The sequence below is a fragment of the Brevibacillus laterosporus genome (assembly GCF_030489605.1).
GTDB lineage: Bacteria > Bacillota > Bacilli > Brevibacillales > Brevibacillaceae > Brevibacillus_B > Brevibacillus_B laterosporus_E.
Genome location: NZ_JAUKFY010000037.1, coordinates 1 through 23461, shown reverse-complemented (window position 1 = coordinate 23461; position 23461 = coordinate 1). Strand labels below are relative to the sequence as shown.

The window sequence follows — 23461 nt, the reverse complement described above, 5'->3', positions numbered from 1 at the left end:
CTGACGGAGTTGAAGACAGTGACGGTGACGGCATCCCTGATTCCCTAGAAATCGAAGGCTACACCTTGGATATCAAGAATAAAAAACTCACTCTAATGCCTTGGATTGAAAAAGTCCATGGAAAAAAACGCACGAAATCTGGACAACCGTTAACAAAATATACATCCTCACCTATGAAATGGAGCACCGCTTCTGATCCGTATAGCGATTTCGCCAAAGTATCAGGAATGATTGATAAAAAGGTAAAAGTGAAGCATCCGCTGATTGCTGCGTATCCTAATTTACAGGTTCATATGGACAAATTCATTATTTCAAAAAATAGAAATGAAACGCTGGAAAATGGCGGGAATTCAAGTAGTTCGATCAGTGGAAGTACTTCCACAAGCAATACTCATTCAACAGAAGCTTCTGTTGGGGCGCAAGTCCATGCTTCCTTATTTAACTTTGGCGGAAGTGTATCCACTAATTTTAGCGATAGCAATTCACAGACAGTAACCATCGATCGTTCAAGCTCTGAGAGTTTGGGAAGAAACTGGTCCAAGAGCTTAGGCTTAAATGCAGGAGAGGCTGCCTATTTTAATGCGAATATCCGCTATGTTAATAATGGTACGGCACCTATTTACGAAGCAGCACCTACTACTTCACTAGTACTAGGTAAAAACGATACCATTGCAACAATAAAAGCAAAAGAGAACCACCTAGCAAACGTAGTGTTGCCAGACCGTTTTTATCCGAGTAAAGATCAAGCAGCTATTTCTCTACAAACCAAAGACGATTTCGGTTCCAGCCCTATCACAATCAATAAGGATCAGCTTGATATTCTGGAGCAGACACGACAAATGCGATTGGAAACAGACCAAGTTTCCGGTTATGTAGGTGTAATTGATCCTAAAACAAAATTAGTTGAGATAGATAAAGATAAGCAGTGGAGTCATATCATCCCTCAAATTGAGGAAACTACTGCCCGACTAATCTTAAAAACACAAGACAATTCAGAGCTGGAAAGACGAGTAGCTGCTGTTGATCCTGACGACATCATCGAGCAAACGAAGCCGGATGTTCCATTAGGAGAAGCGCTCCAATTAGCTTTTGGGTTTGAGGACAAGGACGGAAAATTATATTACAACAATAAAAGTATAGATGAGTTTAAATTGGTATTTGATGAAGAAACTGCTGAAAATATAGAAAAACAATTAGCAGACATGCAAACAAAAAATATCTATAACGTCCAATTATATGCACGAATGAATATACTAATTTCACCGAAGAAGGATGAATCTGGTGTTAATGAGTTATCTAGCTGGGAAATAGACGAGGAAGACAATTTCTATAAATATGATGTGCTGCAAACTGGCTGGCAAACGATAAATGGGAAAAAGCATTATTTTAATGAAAATGGCACTTTAGTACCCAACAGAGTAATTGAGGATGGAACCTATCAAATAAAAACAGCATTAAAGAATACAAGTCTAGTTGATTGGAATAGAAGCGATAATAATATTACTGTGTGGGAAACAAACGATGGAAGTAATCAAAAATGGAAATTGAAATATGATGACTCTCAACAAGCCTATGTAATTCGAAGCCTAGAAAATAACGATAAAATTATGGCGTGGAATGCTTATCAGGATTCCACTAATGTATTTGCTACACCGTTTGAAGGGAAACCCGAACATTTTTGGATCCCTGAATTAACTGATCATGGTTTCTATATCTTAAAAAACAAGAAAGATCCGACTAAGGTGTTAGATGTAGATGGTTCAGGAACTTCAAACGGGTCCAACATTCAGGTGCGTGATTACAAAGGAACCGATAATCAAAAATGGAAATTAGAACAATTGGAGGCAAATTAGGGCCAATCCGCGTATGGACAATGAAATAAACAAGAAGGTAGTGTCTGGATCCCCCGTATCCCATAGATGTCAAAAATAGCCCTCTTTTACATAGTAATCATTTGTATAGATTTACTCAAAAAGAGGGCTGATTTCTTCCTTTGTCGATGGTTCTGATAAACGAGCCTTCAATTCTTCAATGAATCTACAAAAGAACTCTGCAAAAGAACTCTGCAAAAGACTCTACTACACTCGGGGTTCCACTACTGTAAGGAGGAATTTAGATGATACACAGATATAAAATACGAAAAGTTCTGAGCACCACTGCTATGTTATTTGCCTTAACAGCCACTTCTCCAGCGTTATCCTATATTGTTCATGCGGCAAATGGATCCCACGATGTAGAAGATAAAAAGAAAGAGGATAAAGAAAAAAGAGACAAAGAAGAGAAAGAAAAAAAAGAGCGAGAGAAAAAAGCTAGAGAAGAAAGAATGAAGGAGGTCATAAAGGGAATTGTAACAAAAAAGGGTAACAGTGAGGATGAACAACGGTTAGAAGATACCCAAGCACTTTTAAACAAGCTTTCTCCTGAAGTATTGGAAATGTATGAAAAAGTGGGAGGAAAAATTCATCTGACCGAAAATAGTATTGCTGAAAATCCTATAATCAAAGAACTCAATGAGAAAGACAAAAACATAAAAGATAGCGAAGGAAATGAAGTTTCTGTAGATTCTCGCTTTGTATTTTCAATAGGTGGTAAAAATCCAACTGTGATTATACATACCGAAGAGTATTCGGAAAGCCACACCAAAAGCAAAGAGGTATATTATGAGATAGGAAAAGCAATCGCTCGTGACACATTAGAAGAAAGTGCCTTTGTAAATGAAAGCTTTTTAAACGCTGTACATCAAGCAAAAGCAGACGAAGATGCAAGTGCTTTGCTTCTTTCACATTTACCTTCTCATGAAGGTGAGTATGATACCGCATATGTGAAAGAACACATCAATGACTTTCGAGAAGTGTTTGCACAGGCCTTTGCGTATTATTATGAATCTAGTTATCAACCTGTTTTAAAAGCTTATGCACCGGAAATGTTCAGATATATGAATGACATGAGCAAAAAAGGATTGAATGAAACGACTACCCAATTAATAGGAAAACAAACAACTGCAGTAGATTTTCAAAGTGATATAGATGCTGCAAAGGAATTTGGAGCTAAAATAAAACTGTCGGATGCTGTAGTGACAAAAGAAGACAAAAAATTTATGGATGGTTATGTAGCATATGGTCCAATGTTAAATAGGATTTTAAGAGGAGTCGACAAACATCCGGGAATTTCTGATATTGATCTGTTCATTCATGGGATCGACAGTCTCTTCAAAAAAGAAGAAGCAAAGCTTCCCAATGATCTTATTGTATATCGAAGAACTGATGAGAGGGAATTTGCTCTTCCAGCGGGCTCTTTATTCACCAAGGACGGAAATGTTAATCACGATGCAATTAATAAATTAAAGAAATTAGAAGGTAAAATAAAAACGGATAGAGGGTTTATTAGCACCTCACTAGCTCTTAATAGTGTTCCTTTAGGTGGAAATCAGGAATCCATCCTTATACAAATGAAACTCCCAAAAGGGACTCCTGCAATTTACATGGATAATAGCTGGTTAGAGTTATTATTAAAAAGAGATTCTTCTTATAAAATTATAAATGTGAAAGGTATAGTTTTAAATGGTAAGATAGTTGTCAATATAGAAGCTGAGTTATTACCGGAAAAACAGAAAAAATAAATGATCTCTCGAATCAAAAAACCTTATAAATGAAGAACAAGCCGATTGCTTAGTGTTGCAGTCGGCTTGTTTTAAATTCCATAGGTCTAAACAAAATTGCTATAAGCGAAAACCAGCCTTTCACAAATACAAATCCTATTACACTACTTATTACATTAAGGATAATTTTATCAATATAAAAAAACGACCCCGAATTACGAATATAATTGAATTCATTAAAAGACTAAGGGTTAGAGTAAATACAAAATTTGTCAGCAATAAAAAAGGAATCAGATTCCAATCGGGATAAAGTAGAATCTTCCTTAGTAATTCAAAATGATTGAAAAATTCAAAATCCGTAAAAAACGATATTGGCACCCTGCCAAAAACGCTCGTGTGCACTGTTTTGAAATGAATATTTATATTAAGATAGAAATTGGATGACAAGGAAAAATGTATTTAATTGAAACGAAAATAGGGTTTGGTAAAAGGAAATGGTACACAAGTAGAGAATGCTCTAGTAAAGAGGAATAGTAAAGGTGATATTTATGAAAGAAGTTCGTTCAGAAACGATTCATCCATCTGTAAGGAAGCTTTTGTCCTTTGCCACATCAGAGTTTAAGGTTGGGCAAGAATACCAGAAATATTTAGAATTGCTAAACCGAAAATTATATAGTTTTGAGCTTGAAGGGGAAATTGTTGGTTGTATTGGCATTGAAATGATCAGTGATAAAGAATGTGAAATTAAACATATTGCAGTCTCTTCAGGACAACGAGGTAAGGGTATTGGCAGCAAGATGATTAACTATGTCTCTGATACATATTCAGTGATTTATGCTGAGACGGACCATGATGCAGTGGATTTTTATCGAAATTACGGTTTCGAGGTAACGAGCTTGGGTGAAAAGTATCCAGGTGTAGAACGTTTTCTTTGTACATTTAGAAACGAAACACTTTATTGAATGAACAGGTGCTTTAGGTAGTCAAAACGAAAAAAGGTCAATTTCCTGTACACTAGGAATCGATCTTTTTTCTGACTTCTTTTTGAAAGGTTCTTTATAAGACAAAGGACGATAAGATCATGCAAAATGAGAGACTATCATTTTTTAAAAGGTGGGAGATACTGTCGCTTATCATATTAGAGTAAGAGCGGGAGCAGTTATTATAGAAAATGATTCAATCCTGTTAGTTGAATTTCATGACGAAAATGGACTTCATTATAATTTACCTGCAGGAAGAGCGGAACCTAATGAAACCATTATAGAAGCCGTGCAGAGGGAAGTAAAAGAAGAAGCATCAATTGATGTAGAAGTGGGGTCACTAGCTTTTGCTTATGAATATGCCCCTCATCTAAACTCTAATAAATACGGATAGACACATTCTTTAGGTCTAATGTTTGAATGTAAAATCAAAGATGGTTTTACACCGAAAATGCCTGTTCATCCTGATCAAAATCAAACCGATGTAAAATTCTAAAACTTAAAAACTTATCGTTAATTGTCAGCCTGACGAATGATCGTGAGTTGGCAACAAGGATAGAAAAGATAATAAGGTGATAAAGAAAGCCCCTCTCCTCTGAAAGGGACATACTCATGTTATCTGATTCAACTTTTTTCGTGATAGGAGAGTATACATTGATGGAGTTGCGATGATTTTCCCAAGGCGTTCCCTTAATGTATTTCATCTCTCTTCTGTCTAAAACTCCGGGGGTGTGATAGGGAAAGTAGGAAGTGATAGAATACAAACATTCTTACCTATTTTTAAAAAAAGCTTTCATTTGAATCAAGTATCTCCACCACGTATTTCCACAACATTTCTGGAAAGGAAATCAACTACTACGTCGAAATTTGGATCAATTAAACACTGTGCACCATATTCACAATCAACATCAAAATGAATTTCACCTAAATTTTTATTAGTGTTATCCTTTGTAAAGGAATATCTCTTGAAAATATATTTGTTTGCCATCTTTCTTTTGATTACTGATAAAAATTTTGAATCAGTAAAAGCGATATCCAATGCTGTACGAAATAAATCGGAATCGCTTTTTTCAGTGTCAAGCATGATAAAATCTGACTGAACATGTTGAAGTGGGATCTCTGCAATTACATCATATTCAAATATAAAGGGACATTCTTGGTTTAAAGGGACTACTTGACAAATATAATCTCCTAACATCAAACCTCTATAGATACATACTTTATAGTTACGTATATTTTGAACTGGAATTAATGTAGAACAGATGAATTTATGCATGGGGGATTGAGGACAGGAAGCATTTTCAGGAACGATTTGATAAAAAAAACGGGTATCATTCATGTAAACACAGAGTTTTATCTGGAAATAATTAGGTACTTGGTTGGTTGGATTACTGTTATTCAACTGCTAATCACACCTTTTTATAGAGATATTTATTATAACTTATGTGGGTCATTAGCACAGTGTTTGGGCTAAAACCAATTAGGTGTACTTATTTTTTAAAGTCGTCTACTTTCCAAAAAGAAGACTCCTTTCAAGCTCGGTATGGAATTCATTGTAATGATGACCATATTAGGCATTACAGAGCAACCATTTAAACAGAAAATCATGGAGATAGGTGGCGTTCATCTCAATAGCGGAATTCCTATAGGGCCTTTTGAGGTATTAATAAGGGAATTCAACCTAGAATACCTATTTGTAACGAATTGATGTAAAATATTTCTGAAAGAATGATTGATACATAGCAGATTATTCTGCAAGGAGTGATGAAATGAAGATTAGAATGATACACGAATCTGAGGATTTACCGATGGAATTACTGTTGTTAGCAGACCCCTCTGAGAGGCTTGTGAAGGAATATGTGGCGAGAGGACAGTGCTATATTATGGAACAGGATGGACGAATTATAGGCACGTATGTGCTTATCCCAACTCGTCCAGAAACAGTAGAGCTTGTCAATGTAGCGGTTGATGAAGAACTGCATGGGAAAGGATATGGAAAACAACTAGTTCTACATGCCATTGAAAGGGCAAGGTTGAATCATTATAAAACGATTGAAATTGGAACGGGTAATTCCAGTGTTGTTCAATTAGCACTTTATCAAAAATGTGGATTTAGAATGACTCATATTGATAAGGACTTTTTTATCAGACATTATGACGAACCGATCTTTGAAAATGGCATACAGTGCATGGATATGGTACGTCTATCGCAAGATTTATAAGATTTGTAACTTTTAGATTTATCGCTTCTGGATAGACTAAGCTAATCGTAGATCTCGGCCATCTTTTTTATCCTATCGTTATAGGGGACGCTTCCTTATTATTTGGATTGCTCTTTTTTATGCTAGTAAAGAGTAAGGGAAGGTTTAGCAGAAGATTAAAGGAATATCTGATGTTAATGAAAGGATAACTATTAGGTCTGTAAACAAAACGAGCCATCCTAAGGAGGACAAGATGAAACAGAAACCAATCGTAATAACCATTGCGGCTGTGTCGGGTGGAGGTAAGACAACCGTTGCAAAAAATGTAGCCAGTAAACTTAATGATGCTAGAACCATTCATTTCGATGATTATGACATTGAAGGACCAAGCGATATTGGTATATGGGTAGAAGAAAGTGCAAGTTATGATGATTGGAATGTTGAGCCAATCGTAAAAGACATCAAATTGTTATTACATGAATCAAATATAAAATATATTATTGTAGACTATCCTTTTTCCTATCTTAATAAGCAGATGAAGGAATTGATAAATTACTCCTTTTATATCGATACACCATTAGATATAGCGATGGCAAGAAGATTCCTTCGTGAGCCGATGGATTCGATAAATGATGTCATAGAAGAGTATGAACTATACTTGGATGTGGGAAGAAAGGCATACAAGATGATGGAGACTAAGGTGAAACCCGATGCAGATTATATTATTGATGGTCAGCTTCCTTTAGATGAAATTGTACAAGAAATACTGAATAATCTATAAGCTGTGAAAAAATAAGCAGATTACAAACGTGGCCTGTGTTGTAATCTGCTTTTGAAAATATATATTCCTATAGATTTTTTTGTGCATAAATTTCTAAAGAAATGTACATAGATAGGAACCCAATGAATAAGGCTATGCCTAATGGAAGCCAATCTAGGATTATGCCAGGGATTAATTCGGTAAAAGAAAAATGCCAGGATAGGTTTGAAGATTTCATCCATTTTAAAATAGTAGGAAGTACAAAGGGTGTTAAAAATATTGTGAAGAATGAGATATATCTTGTTTTCTCATACCCTAACTTAATTTGAATAGGTATTAATATTCCAAAGAAAATAGAAACAACCAATAAGGCTATTCCGAAAGTCAAAGGAGTAAGCAGTTCCAAACCGATAGATGCTCCAAGTACTGTTGCCAGGTTATACAGTAAGAAGCAGCTCATAAAAATCAAAAGAACCAATAGGTATTTTCCCTTAATGATGCCATTTCGTGTATAAGGGGTAGTGCATAGCAGAACAGCGCCCTTATATTTCTCTTCTGACATGGAAACCATATTAAATAGAATAAATTCTGCGAAGATCACAGTAATTAGAAAGCTTATAAAACTGCCTCCACTAAGTTCTAGCTTCGAATAGATATAGATGGGGCCGATAACTGCAAAAATAAGCATGGGAATGATATATTTTTTGGCAAGAATTAGATCCTTTTTAACAAGATTCAAAACCATTTTTATGTCCTCCTATATAAGCTAGCATTAAATTTTCGATAGATGGTCTCTCTACGATGACACCATTCATCTGTTCTAGAATCGCTTCCGGCTTATTTGTAATCCCTTCAAATCCGTATGCTGTTTGGCGCAGCTTTAAGAATAATTTTTCCGTATTCGGATTAATCAAATGATTGTCGCCCTTGATTAAGGCATGGCGGTCTAATAGTTCATCCTTACTCTCATTAAATATGATTCGACCATTATCAATGAGGATAAGAACGTCAGCAATCTTCTCTAAGTCAGAGGTAATATGAGTAGAAAAAAACACGCTTTTTCCTTCCTCTTTCATAAATTCTAACAGGATATCCATTAGCTCACTTCGAACGAGAGGATCTAGGCCACTTGTTGGTTCGTCCATGATTAATAAATCAGCATGATGAGAAAGAGCCAAGGTAATGGCAAACTTCATGCGCATTCCTTTTGATAAATGAGAAATTTTTTGATCTAATTTTAATTGAAATCGATTGATATACTCGGAAAATACTGATTCATCCCAATTACTATAAGCAGGGGCTATTATACTTTTCATCTCTTTTAATGTCATTTCCTCATAGAAATAACCCTCGTCCAGGACTATACCAATCCGATTTTTTATTTGTTGTTCATGTTTTTCCATCTCTTGTCCTTTAAAGCGTATATCTCCTGAATCCTTTTTATAGAGTCCGAGTATTGTTTTTATCGTACTAGTTTTCCCTGATCCATTCGTGCCAATAAATCCAGTAATACAATTTTCCTGTAAAGAAAAATTGATATGATCCAAACTAAAGCTGCCTAATTTCTTGGATAAATGATTCACTTCTAAAACATTCTTCATTGTTCTTCATCCTCTTCAAAAAGTATATCCATCATGGCATATAGTTCTTCTTTCTGAATCCCTAGATTTTTTGCCGTATGCCATACCTCTGATAATTTTTTTTCTACTAGGTGTTTTTTTGTTTCCATTAATATGTCTACATTTTCTGATGCCACGAATGAGCCTCTACCTGCTTGTGTTACAACAAACCCTTCTTTTTCTAACTCCTCATAGACTCTTTTGGTTGTAAGTACACTAACCTGAAGATCATTAGCTAAAGAACGAATGGAAGGAAGCTGTTCTCCTGCCTTTAATTCTTCACGAAGAATAGCCGATTTAATTTGATCCTTTATTTGCTGATATAATGGTTGACCAGAATTATTTTGAATAATAATTTTCATGAGTGTACTCCTTGTTATTCTAACTGTATATTATAATAATACACAGTATGCACACAGTCAACATGCATTACACTCTTTTAGCTCTCAGGCCGAAAAAATAAGGAACAAAACGTATCCTTTCGAGCAAAAACAGCTAGGAGCGCATTAAGCGAAAAAAGATATAAGTATATGTTCCGTAGGGAAGGCTTGAATAGAGCTAGACAGTGAACTAGTTCTCGAAATTAATGTAATCTGCGGAGGACTCTCTACTATAGAAGAGTTTGAAGTAAAGTGTAAAAGAGAAGAAAAATTATGTAATGGAAAAGACAATGAAGATAATGAATGATAAGAAAAGCGGGTCTTACCATCTTCATGTGGAGAAAACTCGCTTTTTTTACTTGTATAGGGCGGAAGGTAAATTGTAATCAGTTGAAATTGCCGATGCGTTATTTCTGCAATTATTTGCTTCGGATACACAATACACCTGCTTAGCAAAATGTCTCGATGAAAATGCAAAACGAATCGTGACTGTTATGAATCAGGAGGAAGGCAACAGCGAGGCTTATCAGTTGTTGCAATCGTTTGGCACTGAAAAACAACGTTACTGGCCTGATCCTGTTATTCCCCAAACAGTCATGCCAAAAACCCAGAAGGTTCAAAAAAAACGAAAACATTGCAGAGTGGTTTTACCTACCCACATGGGAATCAGTACCTTTCACTATGAAGCAAGATAAGAAAGAAATTAAAAAATATCTGATTTTTATTGACGAGGAGAATGTAGGAAGCGAGCTAGCCAACCGCTTGAGAAAAACGGGTCATCATGTGTCAATAGAAGAGGAGCAGCTTACAGCCAAAAATCAGAAAGGGAATATGTCATCCAAGCAAGTGAGGAACACGATTATAAACAGTTGTTCCAGTACCTGCGCTATAAGACACCCTCCCCGATGAAATCATCCATATGTGGAATGTTAATATGGAAGAGATAGGCATTACATCTTTGGAGTTTGGTTATTACTCGCTTATCCACCTGGTAAAGTCAATTTCTGAACAAAATATGATCGAGCCGCTCCAAATCTCCGTAATAACAAACCAGATGCAAAAAGTGACTGATACAGATTATGTTCAGCCTGAAAAGGCAATGCTGCTTGCTCCCGTCAAAGTAATACCCCAAGAGTTTCAAAATATCAGGTGCCGTAGCATTGATATAGCCGGGACAGATGAGCAGAGTTTGAGTGGGGAAGATGTTACCGAACCATTGTATACAGAACTGACCAGCAAGATAGTAGACAAAGTTATTGCCTATCGAAATCGAGAGCGCTATGTTCGTACCTTTAGCCGGGTGCCTGTAGAGCAATTAGAAGCCATGCTTTCTTTAAGCAACGAGGCTACGGCACCACAATTGCGAAAAAAAGGAGTCTATTTGATTACAGGAGGGCTTGGTGGCATTGGGACCAAACTGGCAAGTACATTGGAAAATAGTCCAAGCAAAACTGGTGTTCGTGGGACGTACCCAATTGCCGCCGCGTGCAGAATGGGAAGCATGGCTTGCAAATAATGAAGGGCAGGACGACATTAGCATAAAAATACGTTACATTCAACAGATGGAGGAGTATGGAGCAGAAGTGCTCGTTATCAGTGCCGATGTTGCGGACGAATATCAGATGCGCGATGTCATTGCTCAAGCAGAGAGTTCGGATCACAGGGTAATCTTTCTCGAAATCCGTTGTTTGATGTTATGTTTGTTCTACAAAACATGGATACCGATAAACTAGAGTTTAATGGTCTTCACGTATCGCCGTTTGAATTTGGGCACCAAAGAGCTCAAGTTGACCTGCTTCTTCGTATAGTCGAGGCTCAGGATAAGCTGGAGATGACTATCGAATACTCTACTGATCTGTTTAGACGGGTGACGATAGAGAGGTTTGTCCAACGCTATCTCGAGCTTATTGAGCAAGTTACGTCGGATGTCCAAGTAAGGCTGCAGGATCTCTCGATTTCACATGATTATAAGGAACTCGTGCTGCAAATTGATCAAGGTGATTTCGATTTTCCATCCGGCTATGTCCAATCAGGGAAGATCGGAAGCAGGAGGGAATTGATTATGGAATTTTGTTGGGCATTACCGGTTGTGCCGACACAGATCAATACCATGAACTATACCGCGCGTATACGGATCAAGCTTTACCGCTGAGAAAAATAATTTTGACGGTGTACTTGTTTCGAGTACTCCAACCTCAGTTGATCCCTTTATTGCATCCACGAAGATTGGATTGGAAACCACCAGTATTCGCATACTGCTTGCCCAAAATACCAACCATTGTTTGCCGACCTATACTGCTAAAGCATTGAATACTCTCAATCAGATGATTAACCATCGTGCTGATGTTAATGTGATTACGGGCAGTTCCAGCATTGCTCTTTCCCGTGAAGCCCAAGCTGATCCACATCCATCAGATATCAACATACGAAAGAGTTTATGGAGATCATTCAGTTACTTCGAAAAGGAACTGCTAGTTACAAAGGGGAGTTTTTTACATTAGTAACTGTGACATTTATCCAAAGGAAAACGTAGAGAAGAGAGGGCGCTATTTCATTTCGCTGGTAGCTCTGAGGAAGCGATGACGATAGCGGCACATTTTGGCGATGCATATATCCTGTATGCGTGCGTGTTCGATTTGATTGCAAAACACTACCAACAAAGTCAAACAGATGGCGTCAGAAAAGGGAAGGACATTTCCTGCGGAGTTCTTGTTGATACTATCGCAAGACAAACAAGCGAAGAAGCGTGGAATGCGGCAAATGAACTATTGGAAAATACATCACAATCACGAAGCGAATAACACGTGCATTTCTAAAAACCTCTGATTCTGTAGGACTTGGACGGTACAAAGACCTGACTGCCGAAAATAACTACATGGTAGGAGAAAATCTGTGGGGCGGACTCAGCCAAATAAACCCATCAAATTCAATATCGATTGTAGGCAGTTATGAGGAGGTTGTTGAAACACTAAAAAAATATCATGATGCTGGTGCACAAATTCTTTCTCTTGACAAGTTTGTTGCATGACAACGAAATCGAGCATATTGGACAATATATTATGCCTCAGCTAAAGAAAAAAAAGTATCCATAAATTAAAATATGATAACCAATGAAAAACCCGTGTTACATTATAGGAGGGAAATTGGTAATGTTGAAATCATCAATGGATAATCCCTATGTGCTTGTAAATATAGAATCAATAAAGCATATTGAAAATAATTGCATTGAAGATGTAATTGCTTCCCTTGTGCGTTGGCTTAATCGTAATCACGAGTGTATGTTGCACAAACATGGAATTTGTCTTTTGAATCTAATTAGGAAGCAAACAAAAAGAATAGGAGACCAACTAATCATTCCCGCAAATAACTTCTTAGGGCTTCTCGAACAGTATCATGGCATACGAGGAACAGTCAGTCATAAACAGATTGAAGATGAGGTGTATGAATTAATTCAAACTGAGCTGACTTCTGGCTTTCCCGTGGTGGCCACCATGAATTCCTTTTGGGTTCCTTGGGATAAAAACTATCAGAAGGAACACACTGTTCTTTCATTTATGATTGTAGGAATTAACTCTGAAACGCGCGATCTTTATTGTACAGATCCTTATTTTATGAAAAAGGAGGTGAAGCTGCCCCGCACAAATTTTATCAAGGGCTATCAACATGTAACGACATTTTCTGATGTGCAGGATGAACAGGTTGATCCTAAACAAGTCATCTGAGAGTTGGCTGACAGACTTTCCTTCGAATTGCAGGTCGGAAAGGCGTTTTCTGACATGCAAGAGTTTGCAGATATTTTATTAAAAACCTTTGATTTGCAGAAAGAGACAGAAGGATATGACAAAAACTTTGATGACATTCCACTAATAAACAATCTGGCGGATGCGGCAAATGGGCGCTTAAATATGCACATCTTTTAGCGTTTGTTGCTTCACGTAATTATGCAAGTTTAGATCCCTTTGTAGAAGAAATGAAAATGATAGGGAATAATTGGAATGTCATTCGAGGGATTGTTATCAAAATGCATCTCACAAAAAGATGTAATGATAGTACATTGGAGAAGCTCTCTAGAAAAATCATGGAGGTTTCACAGGCCGAAAGATGCTTTGCGATGCAGTTGCTTGAAGAATATAATCGTCTCCTGTTCGGAAAGAAAGCATGACCTAGAGAGTATGAATACGAGATAGAAAACCCACAAAAGAAAGGAAACATCAGGCATGATTTATGAGCTTCCTGTTCCACAATACGATCGGATTAAGGATATTTTTCGCGAACAAATCAATCACCCTATTATTTGGGGAATCATTAATGGAAATAATCAAGGAAAAGTATATGTAGATGATACTAAAAAACCAAAAACAGCATTGATATGGGCAAAATTTGAAATATTTATACTTGGTGGAGACAAAGAGAACGAATCATTTAACAAAAGCCTCGAATCGTTCATTCGGGAGAGGATTGCACCAGACAGCTTGCAGATTGGTGACATTGCTTTTCAGTTAGAGTTCGCAGTGGCGAATACGGGTGAAGGAACAGTGATTGATAGCCTGAAAAGCTATCTGCCAAAAGCTTATGGACGTTGTGCTTTCACTTTTAATGAAGCGAAGTATCGAGAGCTTGGAAAATGGCATGATCAGATTCCCTTTGGCTACTCTGTAGAAAAAATTACTCCTGCATTAATCGATCGGGACAAAGCAGGTGTTATTCGAGAAGAGCTGGAGAATTTCTGGGTCTCTCCTGAGGTTTTTTTCGAGAAGGGGATCGGCTATTGCACCATGCAAGGGGATAAGGCAGTGAGCAGTTGCCTTTCTGTTTATGCTAGTGAAGGAAATATTGAAATCGGCATTAACACCTATGATATGAAACATCGTAATAAGGGATTGGCAACATTGGCTGCTCGCGCTGTACTGGATGAATGTCTTCAACGAGGGATTAATCCACACTGGAAGACAGAGCATTTCCGCTATGCGTCCATCAGGCTGGCAAATAAGTTAGGCTTTGAAAACCGGCGGGATTATATGGCGTACTATTTCTTCTACCGTGAACAAGACAATCTTGTAAGCAGTGCTTATTATCATCTTAAAGAGTTTGGCGATGTTGTAACAGCCAATGACTATGTTAGAAGAGCAAAAGGATTGGGGGAGCTGAAGGACTGGCATTGCTTTCTCATCGCTTGTGGCTTTGCTGTGAGTAAAGACACGACTACTGCTCTTTCCTATTTAGAACAAGCTATTGACAAGGGCTGGAGAGATACGAGCGATGTGAAATTTGAAAATGATTTGAAAAATTTGCACGGACGAAAAGAATGGGAGATTCTGACCAAAAAGTTGTTTTTAACTGAAGATGAATAAAGGCAGCGGTTATTAAAATAGTGATTGTATTGCACGATGATCAGAACGATTTGGGTATGGAGACTGCCCAAATCGTGAACGTAATCTTCAACTTCATGGACATCACAAATGTGGCATGCAAAGCAGGATAAGAAGAACTTCTTATTAGGAGAGATGCAAATGCAGTCAATGGATAGGATAAACGTTTCAGAAGATCAAATGATCGTTGCAAACCAGAAGTCAAAGGAAAGAGATTATTGGCAGATGAAGCTGTCGGGAGAGCTAACGGTCAGCATTTCTCTAGTCTGTAAAAGTAGCTCCTTATATGTCATATCATTTCTTAATTGGTTGCGAAGAATAAGGATCGTATTGATAAAATCAGCTTCTGTTTCCTGCTTTAAGACTGGAGTGACCACGATGATGTCAGTATGGCCCGTACATTTGTATAACAGCACGTTCAATGAGACGTCAAAATCATGTGCAATCGTATGTCAGAGCCATAGGAAAGCTTCATTAGCTGGCTAAAAGTCAAGCCATCAACAGCTTTTTTTGAATTTATTTCTATCATATAAGTGAAAATAAATCCCCCTGAAAGGAGAGTATAAATGTTAACAATATGATTAACTTACCAACGTAAAGATTCTTGATATGAAAGAAAGTGAGTATGATTCCCTTGGATTTCGTAAATATCATAACTTTTGTCGAATCAAATGCAAGGGAATCAAACTCGGTATCCAAACTTTTTTTAAAAAAGGATACCATCTTTATTTGTATTATTTGATATTGTGTTCTATTTAATATTTGCCAAATAATTAGCTGCTACTTTGTTTAGAAAGTAAGTGTAACCCACTTGCCATTGTTCAAGCATATTTCTATGAAAATCGTCAACGATGAAAAACTCTGTCTGATTTAGAAAGTCTTGCGGTGTTGATGGATGACCTTTTTTTTCTAAAATGGATAAATGTACTTTTACACGATCCAAGACTGATAAATGTACTTTTACACGATCCAAGACTTTTGGGTCATTTGCAGAGAAACCTTCTTGTAAGAACCGAATCATATCTTCATTAAATAACTGTGCTTTCATGGCAGAATCGTTCATTGATTCTACATCAATTTTTTGATTCGACAAGTCAAAATCATATTCTTTTTTCAAATGTTTATTTTGGGTTTTTAAGGCATCTTTCCATTCTTCTTCAGTTTCAAAACCTTTAAACATTATTTCCGTATCTAAATCGACTTTTTCCTTCGCACTTTTAATGGAGGAATTGATCGTCTTGATCAGTCCTTTAAATCGATCGACTTTTTGCTCCAATAAATACTTTTGCTGAATCAACGTATTCTCCCTGTCAATTTCGCCATCTAATAATTGTTTAATTTCCTTGAGCGAAAAATCCAATTCTTTGTAAAAAAGAATTTGCTGTAATCGTTCTAAATCTTTTTTCCCGTATAAACGATAGCCAGCTTCTGTAGTTTGCTCTGGAATCAAAAGACCTATTTTGTGATAATGATGTAACGTCTTTACTGTTGTATAAGCTAGCTTTGCAACTTCATGAACGGTGTACATTTCTTTTCCTCCTTTCAATGTTCTTTATACTAAAATATCCTCTAAGGTAAGAGTCAACACATTTCTTTCGCTTTTTCTTTTAAGTTTGACAGATAAACATCATTTAAAGTAGCTTGTTTAAGCCACTAAATTCAAATTCGATATTGTTTTGAATTAGAAACATATTCATCTACTTTCTGAGTAATTGAGGAATTTAGTGTGCTATACTGAATTTCAATATGATCAGGTGCAAGTTTATTGATTAGTTCCATTTGGTGTACCAATATCAAGTATTTTTCCGTTGTTAATGTATTGCCTGTGGGAACAGGGATGCAGAACAGCCCTTTAACGGATTACCGAAAAAGGGTTGTACTTTTCTGTTTTATGTAGAATATGGTAATTACGATTGGCATTACATAAAAAGGAGGAGTGTCATGAAACGTCTGGACAACCATGGTATAGGCACAGGTTCTTTAGAACCAGTAGAAGGAAATCGAACTTTAGAACATATGAGACCATCGGAAGGAAATTAATAAATGCTAAGTTTGTAGGGCTCCTTGTAAGGGGAGCTTTTTTCGTCAAAGCCTAATTAATCTTCAAAGGAATCGACAAAGAAAAATGACGAATTATTCTTTGTGAGGTGATAATTCTTGAGGCTACAGTGTCGTCTGCGCATTATTTTAGCCGAGCGTAGTATGAAACAACTTGATTTGTTAAAAAAGATGGACAGGCCTATCTCACATACGTCATCATTGAGTTAGATTAGTGCTTTTTTATTGAGTAGCTTACAAGAGGGAGATGATTTCAAAGCAATATATCTGTTGGTAATTATCGGTATTTAGAAAAAAACAGGGTTCAAATAATAAACATACGTTTTTTTATATCAAATATATTAAAAAGTTATCAAACTGATAGTAGAGAAAAAGCTTTAGCTCTCTATCACGCATGGGACGTAATTAGTAATACATAACAAGGGAATTACAAGTTTAAATCGTTATTTTAGAAAATGAATCTTTATTTGTTAGCCGTAAGTTTCGTGATATGAGTGACATGGGTCGGATTTTGCTTTACTGATGGGACACTATCGCTAAATGTTTGTCATGATTCATGTTTGGACGAATGTTACTTCTGTTTAAAGAATGATAGCCAAAAGCCAAATCGAGCAAGGCATTCGCTTCTTGGCGTTGCAATAAATTCTTTGGACGGAAGGTAAAGGAACCGTTAGGAGATGATGGCGGTACACCGGTCTACGATTCCTTGTGAGGTAAGTGCTTGAATAGATTGGACCGCCCAGGCATCCGCTGCATCAAGCAATTTTACTTGATTGGCTTAGTCAGGTTGAATTTGCTTCAAGTTTTGAATCATGGTTGCTGCGACTTGTCTGGTAATCGGAGTCGCACGGTCATACCTAGTTTACCCGCTAGTACTATAATCTTAAAAGAATTAAGGCAAACTAAAAGGCATGAGCCCGGTACAATACCGGGCCCATGCCCAAGAAAGCTGCCTAATGAAATAACGTGTCTAACTTTTGGGCACTTCAAGGGCATCGTCTGTTGTTTATATTCTTTTACTTAATCAATCAATTTTTGACATGAAACTTATAGTACTACATTTTTCAAAAAGTAATAAAATTACCTATACTAAATGGTTTCATATATACATTTTAAAGAATTATTTAGGCACTAATATTTTGGTTATGTGCCACTTCACCCTTATGGGAAACATAACTATGTGCTATCATTCCTAACATTATTACAAACATACCGCACCAAGATAAAATAGAAGGAAATGAAGAATGTAATAAAACTAATTCTCCGATAACAGCAAACAGTACCTCCATGGATTGTGTCGCTTCCACAGTAGCTAATTTTTGCATATCTCCTTTAACTATATCAGTTGCTTTAAAAAATAAAATAGTTGCAATTACACCTGAACAAATGGCAACTAAGATAGATTGCATAGCTTGTTCTTTACTAGGTACTCCTGTTGTAAAAAGACCATACAAGGATAGTAAAAACCAGAATGGTAAGCTAGCTAATGTCATTCCAAGTACACGTTGATAAGCATCCAAACGATCTCCACAAACCTCCATCATCTTACGATTACCGAGCGGGTAAGCAAAAGAAGCCACAATAACAGGGATAATACCTAACAAAATATTTTTTACGTCAAGTGATTTTGCTTGTTCCATTTGCATAAGGAAAATACCAAGAAGAATAATCAATGACATTCCCATACCCTTCATTGGGATTTTTCCTCTTTTCTTAAGAATTCCATCTGGTGTTTGAATGGCTTGAATAAAAAGAGGAGCTAACAAAGATCCTGATATAATAGTAATTTGCCATGTCCCAGCAATTATCCATCCTGGTGCATGTGCAGCGGCAAAGCATAATGGAGCATAAAATAGACCAAAACCTACGAAACTCCATAAAAACCATGCTCTTAAATCCTCTCTCATAACTTGTAATAATACTTTTAATTTTTTCCTACTCATAACAAGAAGTAAAAGGAACGGAAGCATGAAAATAAACCTTAATGAGGCACTCCATATCCAGCTACCACCTGATAATTCCATTGCTCGATTCAATATAAATGTGAAAGCAAAAAAGAGAGCAGCACATATACCTAAAAAAATAGGGCGCAAATTTCTCACCTCAATCTGTCTCATAAGTCAGCAATTTCCCCAGACTTAACCAGTTTTGTTCTACAAGATGTGCTGTTGTTTCTTTATCTTTATTTTTGCACGCTTCTATAATTTGCTGATGTTGTTCTACTGATTTTAAACCATTTATAGAAGTGAACTGAGCAATTTCGAGGCGTTGAATCTTAAATATACTTCGTTCTAACGCACGAATGATTTCAGGATTTCCCGCCACATCTAGAAAAACATTGTGGAATAACTCATCAGCTTCAATTGCTTTTATAATATCTTTTTTCTCAATGGATAGTAGTAAGGCTTTATTACTGAACTCTAATTCTTGAATATCTGCCTCTTTGAGTAATGGTACTGCTAAACGAGCAGCTAATGAATGTAAAGCTGCTACCACAGTAAATGCGTGTTTCGCCTCCTCAAGATTTAATGGTGCAACACGAGTCACTGAACCAGGAATAGATTCAACAAGTCCTTCATCTTCAAGACGTTTTAAAGCTTCTCTAACCGGAGTACGGCTAATTCCGAATTTTTCTGCTAACTCTTGGTCATTTAAGCGTTGCTCCGGTTGCATCTCTAATGTAACGATTGCTTTTTTCAAAGTTAAATATACTTCATCTCTAAACGACATACGTTTAATGGGTTTAATAATATCTTTTTTCATAAAACCAATATATCGGATATTGGTTTTATGATCAACTGTAATTTTTCAATGAAATTGTGGCGATTGCCATTAGTATTCTTATTCTATGCCGCGTCATGCTTTCAAAATTTGCAAAATACTTTGATGAGATAAATACCGGCATTGATATACTTATTCAGAACGAAGATAAACAAATTGAGCTTTCTGCGGAAATGGAGTTCATGGAACAGAAGCTCAACACATTAAAACGGACTCTGGAAATGCAAGAGCAGGATGCAAAGCTGGCAGAACAAAGAAAAAATGACGTTGTTATGTACTTGGCGCACGATATTAAAACGCCCATTACATCCGTTATCGGTTATTCCCTTTTGCGTCTGAAGGCAGTACTACGTACATTATGAACATTATTTTATTTATGCCGTTAAGTTTTTTATTACCAACTATTTGGCCGCAGTTTAGATCAATTAAAAATGTTGCATATACTGGATTATTTTTTTCATTGGCTATTGAGCTAAGTCAATTGCTAAATCATAGGATTACAGATATTGATGATTTACTTATGAACACCCTAGGAGCGATTATTGGGTATTTAATATATAGTGCTTTATTTGTAATGGTACATAAAAGAGGTGAAATAAAACCTGATATTAAAACCTCTCTAGTAGTCAAATACGAGGCTGTTTTTTATTTAGTTTGCTCGTTTATAGGTATGATATTACTTCATTATCCATTTTTATTTCGAAAAATTATCTAAATGAACATTATGATTGTCTGTATATATAATGAGGAATCAACTAACTGTATATGGTGGCGATAAACCAATTGCTGCGATAAAAGAGCGTATCCCTAGTTTACGAACAATGTTAAAAGCACATGAAAAAGGATCTTCTTACTTATATTGCGTTAGGGTGGACTGGCTACATGCCTTCAAGCCTGAAGCATGGAGAGTTACATATACCAGACAAAGTAGCTCCTTGGCTTTGGGGATGGCCAAATCGTTTTTTTAATCAAATGGATAAAGCAGATATTCGAGTTATCGTTGTAGGAGGAAATGGGTTTGGATTTTCAAGTGGATTTGGCTCATCTGGATATAAAACGCCTTCCTGACGATTATACAGATGGAATTTGGACAAATCGCATTGAAAATAGCACCTTGATTTAAGAAATAAGGGATGATATAACAATCGAAGTTTTTTCATCTGTTTAACCATTTATATTTTAAAAGAAGACTTATTAATAATGTTGAAGTTTTATATACGGATAAACACCCCTGATTTCCATTATGTATAGGAAATCAGGGGTGTTTTTGGATGAATGGAACTTACTTTATTTTTATTCAAACAGAAGTACGACAACGATCAAAGAATAACCCGCCAGATGTAAAAAATGAGCTGAATCCGCATAAATAACTAACTGTGAAGAAGTAAATTTTTCGTTTGGGAGTACTTTCAAACTCTTACATTGATGGGCATGGGTTATTTTAAGTTGATAGCGATGTAGCGGTACCCATTAAGAAATTAAACAAGGCTGTAAACTTTTGACATCCTTGTTACGTGCTTTCTTCACTCCCCCCAATGTTTCATTTCACTGATTTCAACGTCCCACAGCTTAGCATTTCCGGAAAATAGCAATAAGAAACTGTTAGCAGAAATAGTAAAGTGGGGATGAGATGAAATCAATAAGAAAAAGCGTTCCTCGAATTGAGGCGGAAAATAATGTAACGGAGAAAGCCAAATAAACGGCCGATTTTTTCTCGACAGGTATGCTCTCCACCAAATGCAGATCGCTATTTAAATTAGTAGAGACACAAATAGATACGGTAATTGTATTCATCTATGAAGAAAGTGAAGAACAAGTAAAAAAATTGAAATCAACAAGCTCCATCCAATCCGTGCTAACGGTTGTTTAAAAACAACATCATATGAAATTACATTCCTTTCGGTCCCTTTGGTTTAATTGAATGCGTAATTTATTATCGCTTGTTCTCGTATTTCTTAAAGATTATCTATTTTTTCGAGAGAAAGTGGGCAATAACAATCGATAAAGATGTAACCCGATTATTAGAAGAAAAGAACAGGATATAATTCATAATCAACACGAAAAAGCTCAGAGAAATTGGAGTAACTAGCTGCACTTATTAAAAATGCGGATGTAGTACCTAGAGAGGATTTAATCGCTATCATTAATTTAAAGGGGTACAGTCTTACAGCTACTTAAATTGACTTAAATAAAGAAAAATAGTAATGTTTTGAATAATTATAAGGAAGAGGGGGGAGTTTGGTGAAAAAATATATTATATTTGGAGCTAGCAAAGGTTTGGGAGACGCTTTTGTCAAAGGCTTACCCAGTTCTGGAGATCAGGTATGGATTGTTTCCAGAAGCAGACCCAGAAGCTTAGACTTAAATGACGGAGTTCAGCGAATATGGCTGGAAGCTGATTTATCGCAGCGACATAAAATAAAAATGATTACGGATACTCTTCAACATGAAAGAACAGATGTCCTGATATACAATGTAGGGGTTTGGGAAAAAGAGGGGTTTGAAGATCATTATGACTTCGAACAGGATGATCCAGAAGATATTGCTACTATCATTAATATAAACATAACATCCACAATCACTTATATTCAAGCCTTATTGCCAAATCTAAGAAGGTCAGAGTGTGGGAAGATAATCCTAATTGGATCGACTGCCGGTTTAGATCATACAAATAATTCTCAGGTATCTTTTGTGAGTTCTAAATTCGGGTTACGAGGCATAACCAATGCTTTAAGAGAACATGTCAGGAAAGATGGAATTGCTGTTACTTGCATCAATCCAGGTGAACTAGCAGCGGAAATCCCATATGAGGCTGGTGCTGAAAAAGCCATTACTGAATATAACGGCACACGAATTCCAGTCCAGGATATTGTCTCTTTAGTCAAATGTGTTGTGAACTTGTCAAAGGTTTCTTGCGTCAAAGAAATTCATGTACCAGCTATGACAGATTTAAATGCCTGACTCGATATAACACGATAATTAAATATATAAATCGCTGCATTTTTTCGGTAGTAAAATATATCTATCACACATCGTAATATTGTAAATTAAGATCGCGATACCAAAGCGATCTTTTTCATTTTACAAACGTTCTTTTTGAAAGGGCTATTGTTTTCAAGCGGATCAGTAGGCGAGGCGGTTCATCGGGTATTTACGAGAATGATTTACAAAGCTCTCCTTCATTTAAAAGGAGAGCTTTGTAAGACTTTATCTTCTATAAACTTTATACACTATTTCATCTTCTCCGTCGAGAAGCAGTTTAACATAACCACCGTTAAACTGGGAATCAGCTCTAATGTACCACGTTTGATTATAGGGATTTTTATATACCTCTAAATGTGAGTTGCCTGATATCACGACATATGAAATATTACGCATGGAATACAAAGGTACTGGTGGTCCACCTGGAACTACAAAAAGATTTCCAGTTCTTATTTGTGCTTTGACAATCTGTTGCTCTTGAGCAGAATCTAAAGTAGCCGCAGACGCAAAACTACCGCCAAATCCACTCACAAGTCCTAAGGATAGGGCACCAACAACAAATTTTTTAAACATTTGCCTCAACTCCCTAAAAAATTATTTTTTGTTACAACATGAATTATTCGTTGGTGAAAAGGAATTACCTTCCAAAATTTGGTAAGTTAACAATTTGGACACAAAGATTTATTGTTATTTAAACTTAAGGTACAAACATAAAAATCGAAAGTATTTGTTG

General features: G+C 36.4%; 24 protein-coding genes and 6 pseudogenes. 21 read left to right on the top strand and 9 right to left on the bottom strand.

What is annotated here, in order from left to right; genetic code table 11:
• From QZ995_RS22695 to QZ995_RS22680, 4 genes and pseudogenes are all read left to right on the top strand, one after another.
• Nucleotides 1-1853: binary toxin-like calcium binding domain-containing protein (locus QZ995_RS22695; protein ID WP_301812123.1), on the top strand; the 1853-nt coding region annotated here is incomplete at its 5' end.
• Nucleotides 1854-2116: 263 nt separating this feature from the next.
• Entirely contained in the window at nt 2117-3619 is a 1503-nt protein-coding gene (locus QZ995_RS22690; RefSeq protein ID WP_301812121.1) for an ADP-ribosyltransferase, read from the top strand.
• A gap of 527 nt (nt 3620-4146) precedes the next feature.
• On the top strand, nt 4147-4560 hold the full coding sequence (locus QZ995_RS22685) for a GNAT family N-acetyltransferase (RefSeq protein WP_301812119.1): 414 nt from the start codon (nt 4147-4149) through the stop codon (nt 4558-4560).
• A 151-nt stretch (nt 4561-4711) separates the two neighbouring features.
• Nucleotides 4712-5071: pseudogene (locus QZ995_RS22680) on the top strand (NUDIX domain-containing protein); the annotation flags it as partial.
• Between the two features lie 309 nt (nt 5072-5380).
• On the opposite strand, the gene QZ995_RS22675 reads toward QZ995_RS22680, so the two are convergent.
• On the bottom strand, nt 5381-5980 hold the full coding sequence (locus QZ995_RS22675) for a hypothetical protein (RefSeq protein ID WP_301812115.1): 600 nt from the start codon (nt 5978-5980) through the stop codon (nt 5381-5383).
• Nucleotides 5981-6347: 367 nt separating this feature from the next.
• Here QZ995_RS22675 and QZ995_RS22670 point away from each other — a divergent pair, with 367 nt between their 5' ends.
• Both QZ995_RS22670 and QZ995_RS22665 read left to right on the top strand, forming a co-directional pair.
• Nucleotides 6348-6800 (top strand): GNAT family N-acetyltransferase, encoded by a 453-nt coding sequence (locus QZ995_RS22670; RefSeq protein ID WP_301812113.1) that lies wholly within the window; start codon nt 6348-6350, stop codon nt 6798-6800.
• 232 nt (nt 6801-7032) lie between these two features.
• The gene (locus tag QZ995_RS22665) at nt 7033-7560 is read left to right on the top strand and encodes a uridine kinase (RefSeq protein ID WP_301812111.1); all 528 of its coding nucleotides are present in this window, start codon (nt 7033-7035) and stop codon (nt 7558-7560) included.
• A 67-nt stretch (nt 7561-7627) separates the two neighbouring features.
• Here the strand turns inward: QZ995_RS22665 and QZ995_RS22660 are convergent, their stop codons facing one another.
• Genes QZ995_RS22660 through QZ995_RS22650 form a run of 3 tightly spaced genes read right to left on the bottom strand, consistent with a single transcriptional unit; the run spans nt 7628 to nt 9520 of the window.
• On the bottom strand, nt 7628-8284 hold the full coding sequence (locus QZ995_RS22660; protein WP_301812109.1) for an ABC-2 transporter permease: 657 nt from the start codon (nt 8282-8284) through the stop codon (nt 7628-7630).
• Nucleotides 8265-9140 carry an ABC transporter ATP-binding protein gene (locus QZ995_RS22655; RefSeq protein ID WP_301812107.1) on the bottom strand — a complete coding sequence of 292 codons (876 nt, stop codon included), beginning with the start codon at nt 9138-9140 and terminating at the stop codon, nt 8265-8267. The genes QZ995_RS22660 and QZ995_RS22655 overlap by 20 nt, the downstream gene beginning before the upstream one ends.
• Nucleotides 9137-9520, bottom strand: coding sequence for a GntR family transcriptional regulator (locus QZ995_RS22650; protein ID WP_301812105.1), 384 nt, complete (start codon nt 9518-9520; stop codon nt 9137-9139). Before QZ995_RS22650 ends, QZ995_RS22655 begins: the two co-directional genes overlap by 4 nt.
• Nucleotides 9521-10032: 512 nt before the next feature.
• Between QZ995_RS22650 and QZ995_RS22645 the strand changes: the two genes are divergently transcribed.
• From QZ995_RS22645 to QZ995_RS22605, 10 genes are all read left to right on the top strand, one after another.
• The gene (locus QZ995_RS22645) at nt 10033-10233 is read left to right on the top strand and encodes a hypothetical protein (RefSeq protein ID WP_301812103.1); all 201 of its coding nucleotides are present in this window, start codon (nt 10033-10035) and stop codon (nt 10231-10233) included.
• A complete protein-coding gene (locus QZ995_RS23980) occupies nt 10220-10447 on the top strand; it encodes a hypothetical protein (protein ID WP_437124762.1) in 228 nt (75 codons plus the stop codon). The genes QZ995_RS22645 and QZ995_RS23980 overlap by 14 nt, the downstream gene beginning before the upstream one ends.
• Before the next feature lie 25 nt (nt 10448-10472).
• The gene (locus tag QZ995_RS22640; protein WP_301812101.1) at nt 10473-11054 is read left to right on the top strand and encodes a hypothetical protein; all 582 of its coding nucleotides are present in this window, start codon (nt 10473-10475) and stop codon (nt 11052-11054) included.
• Complete coding sequence (locus tag QZ995_RS22635; protein ID WP_301812099.1) at nt 11014-11271, top strand: hypothetical protein; 258 nt, start codon at nt 11014-11016, stop codon at nt 11269-11271. The genes QZ995_RS22640 and QZ995_RS22635 overlap by 41 nt, the downstream gene beginning before the upstream one ends.
• The gene (locus tag QZ995_RS22630) at nt 11253-11690 is read left to right on the top strand and encodes a condensation domain-containing protein (protein ID WP_301812098.1); all 438 of its coding nucleotides are present in this window, start codon (nt 11253-11255) and stop codon (nt 11688-11690) included. Before QZ995_RS22635 ends, QZ995_RS22630 begins: the two co-directional genes overlap by 19 nt.
• Nucleotides 11656-12039 carry an LLM class flavin-dependent oxidoreductase gene (locus QZ995_RS22625; RefSeq protein ID WP_301812125.1) on the top strand — a complete coding sequence of 128 codons (384 nt, stop codon included), beginning with the start codon at nt 11656-11658 and terminating at the stop codon, nt 12037-12039. The genes QZ995_RS22630 and QZ995_RS22625 overlap by 35 nt, the downstream gene beginning before the upstream one ends.
• A 78-nt stretch (nt 12040-12117) precedes the next feature.
• Entirely contained in the window at nt 12118-12339 is a 222-nt protein-coding gene (locus QZ995_RS22620; protein ID WP_301812097.1) for a hypothetical protein, read from the top strand.
• A 348-nt stretch (nt 12340-12687) separates the two neighbouring features.
• Nucleotides 12688-13260, top strand: a complete 573-nt coding sequence (locus tag QZ995_RS22615; RefSeq protein ID WP_301812096.1) for a hypothetical protein — start codon at nt 12688-12690, stop codon at nt 13258-13260.
• A gap of 54 nt (nt 13261-13314) precedes the next feature.
• Nucleotides 13315-13458 (top strand): hypothetical protein, encoded by a 144-nt coding sequence (locus tag QZ995_RS22610; RefSeq protein WP_301812095.1) that lies wholly within the window; start codon nt 13315-13317, stop codon nt 13456-13458.
• Nucleotides 13459-13755: 297 nt separating this feature from the next.
• Nucleotides 13756-14889 carry a GNAT family N-acetyltransferase gene (locus QZ995_RS22605; protein ID WP_301812094.1) on the top strand — a complete coding sequence of 378 codons (1134 nt, stop codon included), beginning with the start codon at nt 13756-13758 and terminating at the stop codon, nt 14887-14889.
• 769 nt (nt 14890-15658) lie between these two features.
• Here the strand turns inward: QZ995_RS22605 and QZ995_RS22600 are convergent.
• Nucleotides 15659-16435 carry a MerR family transcriptional regulator gene (locus tag QZ995_RS22600; protein WP_301812092.1) on the bottom strand — a complete coding sequence of 259 codons (777 nt, stop codon included), beginning with the start codon at nt 16433-16435 and terminating at the stop codon, nt 15659-15661.
• Nucleotides 16436-17377: 942 nt separating this feature from the next.
• Between QZ995_RS22600 and QZ995_RS22595 the strand changes: the two are divergent.
• Nucleotides 17378-17479: pseudogene (locus tag QZ995_RS22595) on the top strand (recombinase family protein); the annotation flags it as partial.
• A 2-nt stretch (nt 17480-17481) separates the two neighbouring features.
• Here QZ995_RS22595 and QZ995_RS22590 read toward each other — a convergent pair.
• From QZ995_RS22590 to QZ995_RS22580, 3 genes and pseudogenes are all read right to left on the bottom strand, one after another.
• Nucleotides 17482-17821: pseudogene (locus QZ995_RS22590) on the bottom strand (hypothetical protein); the annotation flags it as partial.
• 268 nt (nt 17822-18089) lie between these two features.
• Entirely contained in the window at nt 18090-19082 is a 993-nt protein-coding gene (locus tag QZ995_RS22585; protein ID WP_301812089.1) for a DMT family transporter, read from the bottom strand.
• Nucleotides 19069-19728 carry a GntR family transcriptional regulator gene (locus tag QZ995_RS22580; RefSeq protein ID WP_301812088.1) on the bottom strand — a complete coding sequence of 220 codons (660 nt, stop codon included), beginning with the start codon at nt 19726-19728 and terminating at the stop codon, nt 19069-19071. The genes QZ995_RS22585 and QZ995_RS22580 overlap by 14 nt, the downstream gene beginning before the upstream one ends.
• A gap of 56 nt (nt 19729-19784) precedes the next feature.
• On the opposite strand from QZ995_RS22580, the pseudogene QZ995_RS22575 reads away from it, so the two are divergent.
• The 4 genes and pseudogenes from QZ995_RS22575 to QZ995_RS22560 all read left to right on the top strand — a co-directional run.
• Nucleotides 19785-20069 (top strand): annotated as a pseudogene (locus QZ995_RS22575) (vancomycin resistance histidine kinase VanS); the annotation flags it as partial.
• Nucleotides 20066-20461 (top strand): annotated as a pseudogene (locus QZ995_RS22570) (VanZ family protein); the annotation flags it as partial. The pseudogenes QZ995_RS22575 and QZ995_RS22570, both read left to right, overlap by 4 nt.
• A 34-nt stretch (nt 20462-20495) precedes the next feature.
• A pseudogene (locus QZ995_RS22565) lies at nt 20496-20869 on the top strand (glycerophosphodiester phosphodiesterase family protein); the annotation flags it as partial.
• Between the two features lie 1118 nt (nt 20870-21987).
• Nucleotides 21988-22707 carry an SDR family NAD(P)-dependent oxidoreductase gene (locus QZ995_RS22560; RefSeq protein WP_301812086.1) on the top strand — a complete coding sequence of 240 codons (720 nt, stop codon included), beginning with the start codon at nt 21988-21990 and terminating at the stop codon, nt 22705-22707.
• A gap of 246 nt (nt 22708-22953) precedes the next feature.
• Here the strand turns inward: QZ995_RS22560 and QZ995_RS22555 are convergent, their stop codons facing one another.
• Nucleotides 22954-23301 carry a hypothetical protein gene (locus QZ995_RS22555; RefSeq protein WP_301812084.1) on the bottom strand — a complete coding sequence of 116 codons (348 nt, stop codon included), beginning with the start codon at nt 23299-23301 and terminating at the stop codon, nt 22954-22956.
• Nucleotides 23302-23461 lie beyond the last annotated feature (160 nt).